This is a genomic window from Thiomicrorhabdus sp. (assembly GCF_963662555.1).
Lineage (GTDB): Bacteria > Pseudomonadota > Gammaproteobacteria > Thiomicrospirales > Thiomicrospiraceae > Thiomicrorhabdus.
The window spans coordinates 1443530-1459955 of record NZ_OY759719.1 but is presented as its reverse complement, the minus strand read 5'-3'; the positions used below and the strand labels follow the sequence as shown (position 1 = coordinate 1459955).

15 protein-coding genes are annotated in these 16426 nt (G+C 38.3%); 3 read left to right on the top strand and 12 right to left on the bottom strand.

Annotated elements, in window-relative coordinates; translation table 11 throughout:
• Positions 1-136: 136 nt before the first annotated feature.
• Positions 137-1465 (bottom strand): DEAD/DEAH box helicase, encoded by a 1329-nt coding sequence (locus tag ACORJQ_RS06375; protein WP_321322954.1) that lies wholly within the window; start codon positions 1463-1465, stop codon positions 137-139.
• Positions 1466-1743: 278 nt separating this feature from the next.
• Here ACORJQ_RS06375 and ACORJQ_RS06370 point away from each other — a divergent pair, with 278 nt between their 5' ends.
• Both ACORJQ_RS06370 and ACORJQ_RS06365 read left to right on the top strand, forming a co-directional pair.
• Positions 1744-2202, top strand: a complete 459-nt coding sequence (locus tag ACORJQ_RS06370) for a YaiI/YqxD family protein (protein ID WP_321322952.1) — start codon at positions 1744-1746, stop codon at positions 2200-2202.
• Positions 2203-2292: 90 nt separating this feature from the next.
• Positions 2293-3045, top strand: a complete 753-nt coding sequence (locus ACORJQ_RS06365) for a VIT1/CCC1 transporter family protein (protein WP_321322950.1) — start codon at positions 2293-2295, stop codon at positions 3043-3045.
• 5 nt (positions 3046-3050) lie between these two features.
• Here ACORJQ_RS06365 and ACORJQ_RS06360 read toward each other — a convergent pair whose 3' ends face one another.
• The 11 genes from ACORJQ_RS06360 to amrB form a co-directional block, all read right to left on the bottom strand.
• A complete protein-coding gene (locus tag ACORJQ_RS06360) occupies positions 3051-4604 on the bottom strand; it encodes a pyruvate kinase (protein WP_321322949.1) in 1554 nt (517 codons plus the stop codon).
• A 112-nt stretch (positions 4605-4716) separates the two neighbouring features.
• Complete coding sequence (locus tag ACORJQ_RS06355; protein WP_321322948.1) at positions 4717-5661, bottom strand: ROK family protein; 945 nt, start codon at positions 5659-5661, stop codon at positions 4717-4719.
• Positions 5662-5720: 59 nt separating this feature from the next.
• Positions 5721-6398 carry a class I SAM-dependent methyltransferase gene (locus ACORJQ_RS06350; protein ID WP_321322946.1) on the bottom strand — a complete coding sequence of 226 codons (678 nt, stop codon included), beginning with the start codon at positions 6396-6398 and terminating at the stop codon, positions 5721-5723.
• Between the two features lie 59 nt (positions 6399-6457).
• The gene (locus tag ACORJQ_RS06345) at positions 6458-7258 is read right to left on the bottom strand and encodes a ferritin-like domain-containing protein (protein WP_321322945.1); all 801 of its coding nucleotides are present in this window, start codon (positions 7256-7258) and stop codon (positions 6458-6460) included.
• A gap of 161 nt (positions 7259-7419) precedes the next feature.
• On the bottom strand, positions 7420-7776 hold the full coding sequence (locus tag ACORJQ_RS06340; protein ID WP_321322943.1) for a hypothetical protein: 357 nt from the start codon (positions 7774-7776) through the stop codon (positions 7420-7422).
• A 118-nt stretch (positions 7777-7894) separates the two neighbouring features.
• Complete coding sequence (locus tag ACORJQ_RS06335; protein WP_321322942.1) at positions 7895-8380, bottom strand: DUF4149 domain-containing protein; 486 nt, start codon at positions 8378-8380, stop codon at positions 7895-7897.
• 152 nt (positions 8381-8532) lie between these two features.
• Complete coding sequence (gene greA, locus ACORJQ_RS06330) at positions 8533-9009, bottom strand: transcription elongation factor GreA (RefSeq protein WP_321322940.1); 477 nt, start codon at positions 9007-9009, stop codon at positions 8533-8535.
• 100 nt (positions 9010-9109) lie between these two features.
• Complete coding sequence (gene carB / locus ACORJQ_RS06325; protein WP_321322938.1) at positions 9110-12325, bottom strand: carbamoyl-phosphate synthase large subunit; 3216 nt, start codon at positions 12323-12325, stop codon at positions 9110-9112.
• Between the two features lie 19 nt (positions 12326-12344).
• Positions 12345-13478, bottom strand: coding sequence for a glutamine-hydrolyzing carbamoyl-phosphate synthase small subunit (gene carA / locus ACORJQ_RS06320; protein WP_321322936.1), 1134 nt, complete (start codon positions 13476-13478; stop codon positions 12345-12347).
• 375 nt (positions 13479-13853) lie between these two features.
• On the bottom strand, positions 13854-14429 hold the full coding sequence (amrA, locus tag ACORJQ_RS06315; RefSeq protein WP_321322934.1) for an AmmeMemoRadiSam system protein A: 576 nt from the start codon (positions 14427-14429) through the stop codon (positions 13854-13856).
• Positions 14429-15259, bottom strand: a complete 831-nt coding sequence (gene amrB, locus ACORJQ_RS06310; protein WP_321322933.1) for an AmmeMemoRadiSam system protein B — start codon at positions 15257-15259, stop codon at positions 14429-14431. Before amrB ends, amrA begins: the two co-directional genes overlap by 1 nt.
• Positions 15260-15333: 74 nt before the next feature.
• On the opposite strand from amrB, the gene amrS reads away from it, so the two are divergent.
• Positions 15334-16422: an AmmeMemoRadiSam system radical SAM enzyme gene (gene amrS, locus ACORJQ_RS06305; protein ID WP_321322931.1), complete on the top strand. Its 1089-nt coding sequence runs from the start codon at positions 15334-15336 to the stop codon at positions 16420-16422.
• Positions 16423-16426 lie beyond the last annotated feature (4 nt).

The window sequence follows — 16426 nt, the reverse complement described above, 5'->3', positions numbered from 1 at the left end:
TGACTTATTCTTTGATTTTAAAAAGTATGATTAAAAATTTTTAGTAATACATTTTAGTAATACGTTTTAGTAAGAAATTTATAGTAAAACAATATTATCAATAATTTTACTAAACCGCATTTACCTCACAATTTACTTAGGATTTAGTCGTATTTGACTGACCACCACGCCTGCTACCAGGTTTATTTCCATGATTAGTTCGCGTATTTTGACCTGTATTGTGGCCTGTACGGTTTTCACCAGAACGTTGACCATCTTGATGATTTACTTTTGGTTTTTTAGGCTTTTTAGGTTTCTTTGGTTTTGGGTTAAGTCTAGATTGCTTAAGCGGGTGCGTTGGCACATAACCTTCAATGGTTCTGCGTTCTAATAGCTCACCAATTAATCGTTCAATATCAAACAGTAACTTATCTTCTTCAGAACATACTAAAGAGATCGCTTCACCACTCGCACCGGCACGCCCTGTTCTACCTATACGATGTACATAATCTTCTGGCACATTAGGTAAATCATAATTAACAACGTGCGGCAGTTGATCAATATCCAAACCACGGGCTGCAATATCGGTTGCAACTAATACACGAATCGCACCTGATTTAAAGTCGGCTAAGGCTTTTGTTCTAGCAGACTGGCTTTTATTCCCGTGAATAGGTGATGCCGTAATGCCAATGGCATTTAACTGTTTGGTAATTTTATTGGCACCATGTTTGGTTTTACTAAAAACCAATACCTGTTCCCAATTATTATCTACAATCAGATCAATCAGTAATTTGGTTTTATGGCCTTTATCTACCGCATAAATCCACTGTTCAATTTTTTTAACTGTACTATTTGGAGGGGTAACAGAAACTTCTACCGGATTATGTACAAACCCCTTTGCCAATTCTCTAATTTCTGTTGAAAACGTCGCTGAAAACAATAAGGTTTGACGATTTTTAGGCAGTAATTTCATAATACGTTTTAAGTCATGAATAAAACCCATATCCAACATTCTATCGGCTTCATCTAATACTAAAACTTCAAGCTGATTAAACTTAATGGCATTTTGGCTATGCAAATCTAATAAACGACCTGGCGTGGCAACTAACACGTCTACCCCACGTCTTAAACGCTGCATTTGCGGGTTAATTTTAACGCCACCAAACACCACATCTGAACGCAAAGCGGTATGTTTGCTGTACTGATAAACGCTCTCTTGAACCTGGGCCGCAAGCTCACGAGTTGGCGTTAACACCAACGCTCTTGCTTGGTTACTCTGAGGGCGGTCGCCTTTTAATAATCGCTCTAACATGGGTAAGGTAAAACCAGCCGTTTTACCAGTACCTGTTTGAGCTGCGGCCATAACATCACGACCTTCTAAAATAGCTGGTATCGCTTTTTCTTGAATAGGTGAGGCTTTGGTGTAACCTTGTTCAGTTACTGCTTGTAAAATAGGTTCAGATAAACCTAAAGATGAAAATTCCATATATCGCTCTTTGCTTATTGGCAAAGAAAAGTAAAAGTCTACGATATTTGCCAGAATTAAATTGAGCGAGTAGCTTACCTTAACAGCCTACATAAAGCCATTCGAATACTTGCTGATATTTCCAATCAGTTATTTAAAAAACAAATTACCAGGCCTGGTATGCCCTGTGACCGAGTGTACAAATGAACATAGGGTAATCGTAAAATTTAAAGCCTATTAGCTTGCAATGAATCCGCGTATGCTAAGATAGTTTTTTTATTAAACATGAAAGAAAAGTTATGAATATTTGGGTTGATGCCGACGCTTGTCCTGCGGTTATAAAAGAAATCATATTTAGGGCTGCAACAAGAAGCGAAACTCTAACCACCTTAGTAGCAAACCATACCATGCGTATACAACCTTCTCCTTGGATAAAATTTCAGCAAGTGCCTCACGGCTTTGATGTTGCGGACAATAAAATCGTGGCTCAATGTGAAAAAGGTGATTTGGTGATAAGTAGCGACATTCCGCTAGCAGCTGAAGCCATTGAAAAAGGAGCCATTGTATTAAGCCCTAGAGGTGAGTTATATACAGAAGCGAATATTAAAGCACGGTTAACAATGCGTGACTTTATGGAAGGTTTACGAAATAGTGGCGTAGATACTGGTGGCCCAAATGCATTAAATCAAGCTGATAGACAAGCGTTTGCTAATCAACTTGATAGATATTTAACCCAAAATAAACCTAATAAAATCTGATCTAGATCATTACATTTATTAACTCTTATTACTCTTAATTATTCTTAGTAACTGTTAGCTATTGATTCTATTGCTTGGAAATAAAATAAAATGAAAAAAAGCCCTCAAGAACGTCTTGAATTTGAACACCGTCCAGAAGTTATTGCAAAAAGGTTAAATTCACCTCAAAAAACCCAAAATATTTCTGATGCTGTCTTAGGGGCTATTGATGGCTGTGTAACTACATTTGCCATTATCGCTGGAACAATTGGTGCTGGGTTTTCTGCTACCACCGCGTTAATTTTGGGTTTTGCCAATCTGTTTGCTGATGGTTTTAGTATGGCGGTTAGTAATTATGAAGCGAATAAAGCTCAACAAGATTTTGTTGAAAGCGTTCGTCAAACTGAAGCTAAACATATTCAGCAAATACCTGAAGGAGAGCGAGAGGAGATTAGGCAAATATTTCAACGTAAAGGGTTTGAAGGCCAAACGCTTGAAAAAATTGTACAAACTATTACCCAAAATAAAACCCTTTGGATTGATACCATGATGATTGAAGAGCATGGCATCCAAACGCAAGCTCCAGAGCCTATTAAGGCTGCTTTAACTACTTTCGCCGCTTTTTTAGTGGTCGGGGCAATTCCACTCATTCCTTTTTTAATTCCATTACTTGATGTTTATCAGCAGTTTTTATTCAGTACGATTTTAGCGGCAATCATGTTTTTTACCATTGGCTTATTAAAAAGCCTAGTGTTTACCAAACCCATGATTTACTCTGGTTTAAGTACTTTATTAACGGGCGGCACTGCTGCTGGTTTGGCGTATTTAACGGGCTATATGCTCAGAGAATTATTTGGTATTTAATCTAATTACCAATGCAATGCACGCATATGGGTGTGACTTTTAAATTGATGCCCTTCCATTCGCTGTAAAACATCACTCAAAATTTTTACTGCCTCGGCAATATATGGCCCTTTATTAAGCATGACACACTCTGCTCTTTGTGACATCGCCGCATCACTAATTTCTGGCCGTGAAATTGCACCTTGTTTAGCAAGGCTTTCCAGAACCTGTGTTGCCCAAATAACAGGAATATGAGCTGATTCACATAAGCGAATAATTTCATCTTGTATTTCAGCCATACGCACACTACCAAGTTCTACGGCAAGATCGCCTCGTGCAATCATCACACCTAAATCCATATTTTTAGCTAAGGCATTGAGCATAATATCGGGTAAATTTCTCACACCTTTTGAGGTTTCTATTTTTACCAAAATGGGTAAGTTAGCATTACCTAGCTCTTCCAACATCCCTCTCAAAAAAAGCACATCATCAGCCGCTTCGGTAAATGACAAGCCAACCATATCAGCATGCTTTGCAACAAACTTTAAATCATGACAATCTTTTTTACTGAGAGTGGGCAAGTTCATATCAGTTTCGGGAAAATTTAACCCTTTTTCTTCTTTTAAACGCACGCCTTTAGGGCCAACTTGTTTAACTTGTAACAATATTGCATGATTATTTTTGGCTTTGATAACCGTGCCAATTTTGCCATCGTCAATCCAAACTGATTGGCCAACTTCAACCATATCTATGATTGGCGGATAGGTACAAGTCACAGCAATAACATTAGAGGGTTCAAAATTTTCAAGAATGTCGTTTTCAATAACAGAGCCTTTAGAAAGCACTATAAAATCGCCGTTAAAGACACGAGGAGTATCTCCGCTAATTTCTTTGATTTTTGCTTTTTTAGTTTTTTTAGCTTTAAGGTCATAAACGTGGCCCGTTCTAATTTTATGACCCGCTAAATCCATTAAAATACGGCAATCTTGTTTATTTTTATCAGCGGCTTTTTTAATATTTTCAATCATCTTCAGCCAAGTTTTTTTATCGTCATGTGCACAGTTAATACGTGCACAATTCATACCCGCATCCAAATAGCTCTCTACCAATTCAACCGAATCTGAAACCTCAGAAGGCATGGTAACCATAATATACTCAGAACGCTTTTTAGGCGGGCGACCAAATAATCTTTCGGCTCTTAATCTTAGCTGTTTATAACCACCATCATAGTCAACACAATATAAATTATTTTGCTCATATGGCTGGCATGTATTTAATATCGATAATACATTCAACACCGAATCAATGTTACTCATAACATGTGGCTCGACTCGCCCGAGTGAAGAGATTCCTGCACGGGCTAAATTTGATTGCAAAGGATGAAGTTCATTGCGTCGCATCACAACGTAGTTGATTAGATTTAAAATACTATAAAGAGAGGATTCTGTTGCTTCTTGGAGATTAAGTTTTGCTTTCTCAATTTCAGTCTGTTCAATCACATTTTGTTTTAATTTTAAGACATCTTCTTGTAGCAAAGAAAAAGGTTGATAACATTCTTTGAGTAAATCTGAGCTAGACATGAATTATTTTCCTTTAATTTATAAGAAAAATATACATGTCTAAAATGAAAGTTTTATGAACAGGAGTTGAACTTTAAGAGTTACAAAATATAAAGAAACTAACAATAAGTTTTTACAACCAAGCCGCCCCTCTAACCCCACTAGAGTCACCAAACTTTGGCGGTAGCAATTTGGTATCAACCACATCACTAAATACCCATTTTTGCCAAATTTTAGGGATATCTCTATATAAGCGATCAATATTTGACATGCCGCCACCCAGCACAATTACATCGGGGTCGATTACGTTAATGACACTCGCCAGACCTTTAGCTAACCAAGTAATATAATCTTGCATTAATTGCTCGGCTTCTTTATCACCCTGCTCACTTAAAGCCACAATTTGCTGGGCCGTTTTTACCAGGCCTGTACGTTGAAAATAATGATTTTCAAAACCACTACCGGACAAAAACGTCTCATTACAACCTTGCAACCCGCAATAACAATCCATGGCAATATCATCTTGAGTCATCCAAGGCAACGGGTTATGACCCCACTCTCCGCCAATGGCATTGATACCATTGAGGATTTGGCCATTAACGACCACTCCGCCGCCACAACCCGTACCAATAATCACACCAAATACGATATTAGTGGCTTGGTTAATATTTTGTCCTGCACCATCTGTCGCTTCAGAAAGTGCAAAACAGTTCGCATCATTCGCTAATTTTACTGGGCGATTCAGTTTTGCTTGCAAATCGCCTTGCAAATCTTCACCAATCAACCAAACAGAATTGGCATTTTTCACTTTACCTGTTTTTAAAGAGATTGCTCCAGGAATACCAACACCTACCAGGCCTGGTAAAAAGCTTTGGTACTCTTTAGAAAGAGCAGCTTCTGCATTGGTAACCAAATCAGTAATGGCGTTAAGAGTGGCTGCATAGTCACCCTTTGGTGTTGCAATACGCTTTTGATAAATAGTTTCAGAGGTAACCTGTTTATCATTTTGCTTTACCAATAAGCCTATGATTTCAATTTTGGTACCGCCTAAATCAATGCCAAAACGTATTTGTACCATGTATTAATACTCCAAACCCTTAAACATTTTTGATCCTTTTTAAGCCTTTTTAAGCCCTTTTAAGTCTTTTTAAGTAAATAAAGGGTAAAGTCGTTTTCTAAATAGCCCTCTATTAAGGTCACTTCATCGGCAAACGATTGACAAAAATTCACCATCTCATCGGGTATAAAACTTTGCAAATCAAAACGGCTTTTTACCCAAGGATGACGATTGTCTAATAAATTAAAAGCAACCCCCTTTTTAGCAATCAGATACATCTGTTTTATAACAGATTTAGCGTAGTCACCTTGATTGTCTGCAGTCCCTTCAATTTCCGTTTCAACCACTTCATTAAGAGCACCAGAGAGCATGACATAATCAAATTGGCTTTCTATAAAGTCACAATCGGCTAATTCGGCTTGTAATATTGTTTGCTGTGGATGAAGGGATTTAGCGGCTAAAACAATATCAGGAGAGATATCAACACCTGTATATTGAGGTACATAATCACGATTTTCTAAATAGTTAAGTAAATCAGCAAAACCACAACCTACGTCTAATAAAGACCAGGCCTGGTGATTTAGTTTTTGTGGCGGCGGTAAAAGTTTAATCAGCTGTTCAAAACGCTTTTCCTGAATCTCACGATTGCTCCAATACAACGCTTGGGGTTCATAACCATGCTGTTCTATCGACACTTTATGACGAGTTTGAATACGTAATCGCTGTTTATCAGAAAGCTTTATCACTGAGTTTTGCATGTTGTTACCAGGCATCTAAAGATGTGTAATACAGAGTCTATCAATCACTTATGAATCGTTTAAGAAATAGATTTTAACCAACTGATTTCTTGCTCACAAAAGCCCGCTTGCTGGCGTGCTTCAAAATTGAATGGGCCGCGTAAATCTCCATGAAAGTAGTTCTCTATAATATGTTGAAACTCATCAAACGGATTTAAATTACGTTCTTTACACAAATAACGGAACCAGCGAGTTCCAACCTCAACATGACCAATTTCATCCCGCAGTAGAATTTTTAAAATCTCCACCCCACGCTTATCACCAATTGAGCGCAGCTTACTAATCATTGGCGGTGTCACGTCTAACCCACGGGCTTCTAAGGTTCTAGGCACTAAAGCCATTCTGATTAATGGATCATGGTCGGTTTCGTAAGTTGTCATCCATAAACCATCATGTGCTGGCATGTCACCATATTCATAACCAAGGCTATTTAAATGCTCTCTTACTATCTGAAAATGATAAGACTCTTCACCTGCCACACCTAGCCAATCACGATAATATTCGTACGGCATATTTTGAAAACGGTAAATAGCATCTAATGCTAAGTTAACCGCATTAAATTCAATATGAGCAATAGAGTGCATTAAAGAGGCATGGCCTTCATTAGAACCTAAACGACGTTTTGGTAAATCTTTTGGTGGAACCAGCTCTGGTTTTTCAGGTCTTCCGGCATCAGGTACTCGTACTATGCTTTGTGTTGGAGAAAGTTCAAATACATCATTAGACCAATCTTCTTGTAATTGAGAAAGCATCGTGACTTTACGATTTAAGTCTTTTTCCATCAAGCAGGCATAGACTGATTCAAATAGGTTTTGCGACATATAGGCTCTTAATAATGCGATAAATATAGGAAATTTAGGAATGAATCATTACTCAAAATATTATTGAATAATAAGTTTAATGCGGTAGTTTAAACGATTAGATCATAAAAACAAAAAAACCGGCTATAAAGCCGGTTTTTTAAACAAGACTTACAACCAAATTAACGGTAGTAAGAAGCTTGTAAAAATGGAACACCTTTGTATTGTTTTGCATCAATAGCATCAAACAATTTAGCCCATTTTGCACGATCTTCTGGAGTCATTACGTAAGATGGGTTTTTAGCGATTGTTTTATCGCCGTATTTTGCTTCAATTTTAGAAAGCTCACCCATGCAAGTCGCTACATCAGTTTTTTGCTCAATCGCTTTTGCTGCAGTAGAACCTTCTTTCTTAGCTGTTGCAATTACGTTTTCAGCATCAGCGATACATTGGTTATATACATCGTCTGCTGCTTGTGTGTTCATAGACATTACCGCGATTGCAGAAACGAATAGTGCTTTTAGTGTTAACTGTTTCATTAATTAAACTCCGAAGTTTTGATTTTGTCGCTTTAACTCTTCAATTTTGACTGTTTTCAAACTAAATTGCAAGTCCAATTGGATTAGAAAATAATGAAATGCTTATAAACTTTATTTATCACTTAATCATGCTTAATCCCAAGGCTTTTGCAGACTTTACCACACCCCAAATTAACATAATAATTACAACAAGATAGCCTATTTGGTAAGCCCCGTGTAAACTTGCAAAAAGAGGCCAATCAGCAGAATTAGGAGTAACACCTAATGGATTTTTCGCTTTAATTTCACTCATTAAAGGGTTAATCCACCACAATAAAATCAACATTATTGAGAAAGATAAAATATTTGGCCAACTAAAACTAAACTTAACCTTTAAAGTTAACTGCCAAATCAAAAGCAAAACCAAAAAAGCCAATGTGATATAGCCAGAAAATTGAAACAAAATGCCTGCAATATCACCTGCAATTTTTGAACTTAATTGGTCAAATAAAACTGGAGTAACGATATAACCAACCGTAATTAACATTGTGGTTAAAACTAAATATAAAACCTGACTAGAGGCAAAATAAAAAGCAGGTGATTTTATAACTGCAAAAAACTTCATGGTCTTTTTTCCGTTATTTATAAAAATGTCTTAGCAATAAAACTATTTGGTTCAACCAAGTTATTTTAAAAAATAAAAAACCAGGCCTCGTAAGTTTACCAGGCCTGGTTAATGTGATTGGCTAAAACTCTAAATGCGTTAATCAATGCTATTTAGATATATTGAACTTCAACAATCTCGTAATCAATATTTCCACTCGGTGCTTGCACAATCACCTCGTCACCCTCTTCTTTACCAATTAAAGCACGAGCGATTGGCGAGTTTACAGAAATTTTGTTCGCTTTAACGTCAGACTCTTCATTACCAACAATTTTATAAGTCAATTCAGCATCAGTATCAATATTTAAAACCGTAACGGTTGCACCAAATACGATTTTGCCACCTGGATTTAATTTAGTGACATCAATAATTTGAGCATTAGAAAGCTGAGCTTCAATTTGGCTAATTCGGGCTTCTGCTAAACCTTGCTGTTCACGTGCTGCATGGTATTCAGCATTTTCTTTTAAATCGCCATGTTCACGAGCATCAGCTATTGCTTGAGTAATACGTGGTCTATCTTCTTTTTTAAGCTTATTTAATTCTGCTTGAAGTGCATCAGCACCTTCTTTTGTCATAGGATGTTTTTGCATAAAATCGTATCCTTTTTGTTATGTTTGTTGGTTACAAGAAACGTAAAACGCCAAAGCCTAATTAACTTAGACTTTGGCGTTTAAGACAAGCCGTTTAGATTTAGTGTAAATCTTGTAAACGTGTTACAGGCTGATCATCTAAATGATCCATAGCCGCAACCATTGCAAAAGCACCCGCAATAGTTGTTGTATAACATGTCTTATGCATTAAAGCTTCACGACGAATAGATGATGAATCTTGAATACTAACCGAACCATCAGAAGTATTGACAATCAAAGCAATCTCTTCGTTCATAATTGAGTCAACAATGTTTGGACGACCTTCAGTCACCTTATTGACCGCTTCACACTCAACGCCTGCTTCTTTTAAAGAAGCCGCAGTTCCGCGTGTTGCAACAATTTCAAAACCTTTGGCAATCAATTTCTCCGCTAAACCAATCACACGTTCACGGTCTGCTTTACGAACAGATAAAAATGCCTTACCTGAACGTGGTAATACCGTACCCGCAGCCAATGAAGCTTTTGAGTAAGCTTGAGCAAAGCTCGTACCTACACCCATAACTTCACCTGTTGATTTCATTTCAGGCCCAAGAATTGGATCCACACCCAAGAATTTAATGAATGGGAATACCGCTTCTTTTACGGAATAATGTTCTGGTTTTACTTCAGAAGTAAAGCCTTGGTCTTTTAATTTTTGACCCACCATACAACGAGCCGCAATCTTAGCCAATGGGTGACCAATTGCTTTTGAAACAAAAGGAACCGTACGTGATGCACGTGGGTTAACCTCAAGAACATAGATATCGTCACCCTTAACCGCAAACTGTGTATTCATAAGACCAACTACACCTAAAGCGTATGCCATCTTTTCAACTTGAATACGAATACGATCTTGCACTTCATCAGAGATACTGTATGGAGGTAATGAACATGCTGAGTCACCAGAGTGAATACCCGCTTGCTCAATGTGTTCCATAATCCCACCAATTACGACTTGCTCACCATCACAAATGGCATCTACATCAAGCTCAACCGCATCATCTAAGAAACGGTCTAATAAAACTGGTGATTCATTAGATACATCAATTGCAGCTTGCATATAACGCATTAGGTTCGCTTCGTCATAAACAATTTCCATACCTCGACCACCTAATACATAAGATGGACGAACCACTAAAGGATAACCAATTTCTTTTGCTAAAGCCGCCGCTTCACCAGCATTAGTTGCTGTACGGTTAGGTGGCTGAAGTAGGTCATTATCATTTAGAATTTTTTGGAAACGTTCACGGTCTTCAGCTAAATCGATAGACTCTGGAGACGTACCCACAATTGGTACCCCTGCCGCTTCTAAATCTTCTGCCAATTTAAGTGGTGTTTGACCACCATACTGAACAATGACACCCTTAGGTTTTTCAACTTCAACAATCTCAAGAACGTCTTCAAGTGTTAACGGCTCAAAATACAGACGATCAGAAGTGTCGTAATCTGTTGAAACCGTTTCAGGGTTACAGTTAACCATAATGGTTTCATAACCATCATCACGCATAGCCATTGCCGCGTGAACACAACAGTAATCAAACTCAATACCTTGACCAATACGGTTTGGACCACCACCTAAAATCATGATTTTTTCACGATCTGTTGGTTTTGCTTCACACTCTTCATCATAAGTTGAGTACATGTAAGCAGTAGACGTTTCAAATTCTGCCGCACAGGTATCAACACGTTTAAATACTGGACGAATATTTAAGGTATGGCGGAACTTACGAACAAACGCTGCATCCGTATCAAGCAACTTAGCCAAACGGTTATCTGAGAAACCTTTGCGTTTTAAATTACGTAGGTAAGTCTCATCTAATGCATCTAAACCACGCTGTTTGATATCATCTTCCATATCAATCAGTTCTTTAATTTGTGCTAAGAACCATGGGTCAATTTTACAAATATCAAAAACGGTTTCTAGATCCCAACCTGCGCGGAATGCATCTGCAACGTACCAAAGACGCTCAGCTCCTGGATTACGTAATTCTTGACGTAGTTTATCTTTGATTTCTTTTTCTTCCATCGTTGCCAATGGCATGATTTCATCAAATCCAGATTTATCGGTTTCTAAACCACGTAATGCTTTTTGAATAGACTCTTGGAAGTTACGACCCATCGCCATCACTTCACCAACCGACTTCATCTGTGTCGATAGACGGTTTTGAGCTTGAGGGAACTTCTCAAATGTGAAACGAGGAACTTTTGTTACTACGTAATCAATCGTTGGTTCAAACGATGCTGGTGTTGCGCCATTAGTAATATCATTAGATAGCTCATCAAGCGTGTAACCCACGGCTAATTTTGCTGCAATTTTAGCAATTGGGAAACCAGTTGCTTTCGATGCTAAAGCTGAGGAACGAGATACACGTGGGTTCATCTCAATAATAATCATACGCCCTGTATCAGGGTGGATTGAGAATTGAACGTTAGAACCACCCGTTTCAACTCCAATCTCACGCAATACTGCCAAAGAGGCATTACGCATGATTTGATATTCTTTATCTGTTAAGGTCTGTGCTGGTGCAACAGTAATTGAGTCACCAGTGTGTACACCCATTGGATCTAAGTTTTCGATTGAACAAACAATAATAGAGTTGTCGTTTTTGTCACGTACCACTTCCATCTCATACTCTTTCCAACCTTCAATTGATTCTTCAATCAAAAGTTCTTTAGTAGGAGAAAGGTCCAAACCAAATTTACAAATTTGTTCAAATTCTTGTTTGTTGTAGGCAATACCACCACCAGAACCACCTAAAGTGAATGATGGGCGGATAACCGTTGGAAAACCAACTTCAGCTTGAATAGCCCAAGCTTCTTCCATATTGTGAGCCACATCAGACTTAGGCATATCAAGACCGATTTTAGTCATTGCTTGACGGAAACGGTCACGGTTTTCAGCTTTATCGATAGCGTCGGCATTCGCACCAATCAACTCAACACCGTATTTGGCTAATACGCCTTTTTCATCTAAATCTAAAGCACAGTTCAGCGCTGTTTGCCCACCCATGGTTGGCAAAATTGCATCTGGACGTTCTTTTGCAATAATCGTTTCAACTGTTTTCCACTCAATTGGCTCGATATAGGTTGCATCAGCCATATCAGGGTCAGTCATAATAGTTGCTGGGTTAGAGTTTACTAAGATGACACGGTAGCCCTCTTCTTTAAGTGCTTTACACGCTTGAACTCCAGAATAATCAAATTCACATGCTTGCCCGATAATAATAGGGCCAGCACCAATAATCATAATACTTTGTATATCACTTCTTTTTGGCATTCTAACTTCCTACTGTCGGTTACGCGTTTTTTGCGTTTTTCATGTTATCAATAAACTGGTCAAATAAAGGTGCAACATCGTGCGGACCAGGACTCGCTTCAGGGTGACCCTGGAAGCTAAATGCAGATTTATCTGTACGAGAGATACCTTGTAAAGAACCATCAAACAATGATTTATGTGTAGCTTTTAGGTTTGCTGGAAGCGTCTCTCCATCTACCGCAAAACCGTGGTTCTGAGAAGTAATCATCACTTTCTTAGAATCCATATCTTGTACAGGGTGGTTAGCACCATGATGACCAAACTTCATTTTAACGGTTTTTGCTCCGCTCGCTAAAGCAAGTAGCTGATGACCTAAACAGATACCAAATACTGGGATATCTGTTTCTAACACTTTTTGAATTGCTTCAATCGCATAATCACATGGCTCTGGATCACCAGGTCCATTCGACAAGAAAATGCCATCTGGATTCATGGCTAATACATCTTCGGCTGGAGTTTTTGCTGGCACAACGGTTAATTTGCAACCACGGTCGGCAATCATGCGCAGGATGTTACGCTTAACGCCATAGTCATAAGCCACAACATGAAAATCATTATTGGCAGAACAATCTGCATGGCCTTTACCTAAAGACCAAGAACCTTCTGTCCAAACATAAGTTTCTGCAGTCGTTACTTCTTTAGCTAAATCTAAACCTTTTAGACCACTGAATGCTTTGGCTTTTGCCACAGCATCTTCAGCATCAATATTTTCTCCCGCAACAATCACACCAGACTGAGCACCCTTATCACGCAAAATACGTGTTAGCTTGCGAGTATCAATATCAGCAATTGCCACTACATTTTGTTCTTTTAAATAATCAGGCAAGCTTTTCTCTGCACGGAAGTTACTCATCACTGGTGGACAGTCTTTAATAACCAGACCTTGAGCCATGATATTTGGAGACTCTTCATCCTCTGCATTCACACCAACGTTACCAATATGTGGGTAGGTTAATGTAACGATTTGTTTGAAGTAAGAAGGATCCGTTAGGATCTCTTGGTATCCTGTCAACGAGGTGTTAAAAACTACTTCACCTGTTGTTTCCCCTTCCGCACCGAGCGAGGTTCCCCAAAAAAGGGTTCCGTCTTCTAAAGCCAGCAAAGCTTGTGTCATTTATATATCCATCCAAAAGTGTTTTGAAAATAATCCAGAATTACAAAATAAAATCTCTACATAAGTTAAGAGATCTCAATATATTTACGGCACATACAAAAAAACGGAGCCAGCCTCCCTGAGAAGACTCACTCCGTTTCTTAGTTGCTAAATGAACTGAATCATCCCCGCTAAATACTCCGTAAATTGCAATTAACTGTTTAATTTCAGTCGCAAAAATCAATAACGCGGATTGTACTGTATATCCATATCAATGTCTATATGAAAAACCGCATATCACTGGGTTTTATTGACTTTTTTTGCTCGAGTTAACTGAGTTCATTGTGCTCGCTAAATATAACCAGTTGCGCTTTTATAAACTTAGTTAAAATTGAGTTAAATATTTCTCCAATCATTTTCATAGGATTCAACAAAATAACGGGAACATTGAATGGAATCTGACCAACTAAAAATCCCCGCTTTTCGCATTAAATGCTCGACGAAAAGATGCTTATCTTCAAGTTGCTGCCATACTGAGGGTAAAAAAGTCGCTCGTCGTACACCATCAGAAATAATCAAACCATCTTTAAAGGGGGTTAACTGTTCAACTAAATCTGCTTTGTTGTCACATTGAGTTATCTCCTCAGGTTCAGACAATATCGAAATTTCCAAATTCAAATCGTCAATTTCTAAAGCCGATACCGGACTAAATCGAGGATCTTTAAAAGCGGCTGCATAGGCATTGTAAACCACATCATCATATAAGCTTCGATGTGCCTCTAATGTACCAATGCAACCGCGCAACTGTTGCTGTAAATGCAAAGTAACAAAAGTAGCAGCCATACTATTAAATGGACTCTGCTGTTTTAGCTCTGCAAAAGGTAAATCCATTGATTTTTGCAAAACACCATTTTCTATAGTCGATTTAGCAAGCGTAAAAAGCTGATTAACATTTTCATTATTCAATTTCATTACGCAATTCCTTGACTACTATCATAAATTGCCCAAGTACCATACCCCACAACACGTTGTTTATCTCCTGCTGTATCAGCAGAATTCAATAAAGCCAATCGTTCAATATGAATTCCCTCATCAAACTGACTTTCTGTAATATGTTTTAAAACCCCTTGAATTCCTACATACCCACAAGCACGTTCATCGTTAAGAGCTTGCCACTCTCCACTTTCAATCATATCGGCCGTTTGTTGATCAATACCTTGAGCGACCTCATAAGAATGAAAATGACTCAGGTCACTACTAATAACAAAATAGATATCTTTTCGATTCCACAGATAAGAGACTATCTGGGCAACCTCTTGAGCAGAAGTTCTCCCATTAAGAAGAGGTAAAATCTTAGCTTCTGGCACAAATGTCTGAATAAACGGTAATTCCACTTCTAAACTATGCTCCTCAGCATGAGCAAAATCTGAAACGCCTACAAATTCAAATTTATTAAGTAACTCATCTCGCAACTCATAATCTACTACACAGTTACCTAGTGGAGTTGCCATTGCCTCATTAGAAATCGTCGCTACACCTTCAAAAGCCACTCTATGAGCTGGGCCAATCACCACAATAGTCTTAATTTCCTCATGGTTTTGCCATAAACGTGCACCTTGGTAGGCCGCACAACCAGAATAAACATAACCAGCATGCGGCATAACCAACACTCTGGGTGCATCTTCTCTTTCAGAATTAGCTTGCTCTGACAAAGCAAGTTGGCAAGATTCCATAAAATGAAGAATTTGCGCATCTGAGTCAGGATAAAACAAGCCTGCTACTGCAGCTTTTCTAACATTCATCATTTTTCCTTGAATAATAATAAGTTACCTCTATATATAAGAGTAGATTTGTAAATTTCAAGAGTAATTAGATAATGAAAAATATTGACCTTAATATGCCGTCAATCATCCCTGTTGAACACTGGCATCAATTAGAAAATGGGTTAATTCAATGTGATTTGTGTCCACGAGAATGCCAACTAAAAGAAGACCAAAGAGGGTTTTGTTTTGTACGTGGACGTAAAAACAATCAGATGTGGTTAACTTCTTATGGGCGTTCAAGTGGATTTTGTATTGACCCTATTGAAAAGAAACCCCTTAACCAATTTTTACCTGGATCATCCGTATTATCATTTGGTACCGCTGGTTGTAATTTAGCCTGTAAATTCTGCCAGAACTGGGATATGTCTAAAGCAAGAGATATGGATAGACTACTCGACCAGGCCACTCCTGATATGCTAGCTGAGGCTGCACAAAAACATCACTGTGCATCTGTTGCATACACCTATAACGATCCCGTTATTTTTTACGAATACGCTTTGGATACTGCAGAAGCGTGCCGTGAAAAAGGAGTTAAAAATATTGCTGTAACGGCAGGCTATATCAGCGAGCAACCTCGTGAAGAATTTTTTAAAGCAATGGACGCCACTAACATAGACTTAAAAGCGTTTAACAAACGTTTCTATCAAAAGCTGACTGGTGCAAAAATTCAACCTGTGCTTGATACCATTGAATACGTTGCTCAGGAAACCAATACATGGCTTGAACTCACCACCCTATTAATACCTGGCGAAAATGACTCTGAAAAAGAAATTACTGAAATGTCTGAGTGGATTTTAGAGCACTGTGGTGCAGACGTACCGATTCACTTTACAAAATACCATCCAGATTATCGAATGATGGATAACCCTGCCACGCCATTCTCAACGTTAGAAAAGGCTCGTACAATTGCAATGAACACAGGGCTAAACTATGTTTATACAGGTAATGTGACCGATCCAGATGGCCAGGCCACTTATTGTCCAAACTGTGGCCAAAAGGTGATAGAACGCCATTTTTATGAAATTACAAATTGGCAGTTAGAAGGCGGCTGTTGTAAACACTGCCAAACACCAATTACAGGGGTATTTGATGAATTACCTGGTACATGGGGAAATCAGCGTTTGCCAATACGGTTAGGTTAATAGA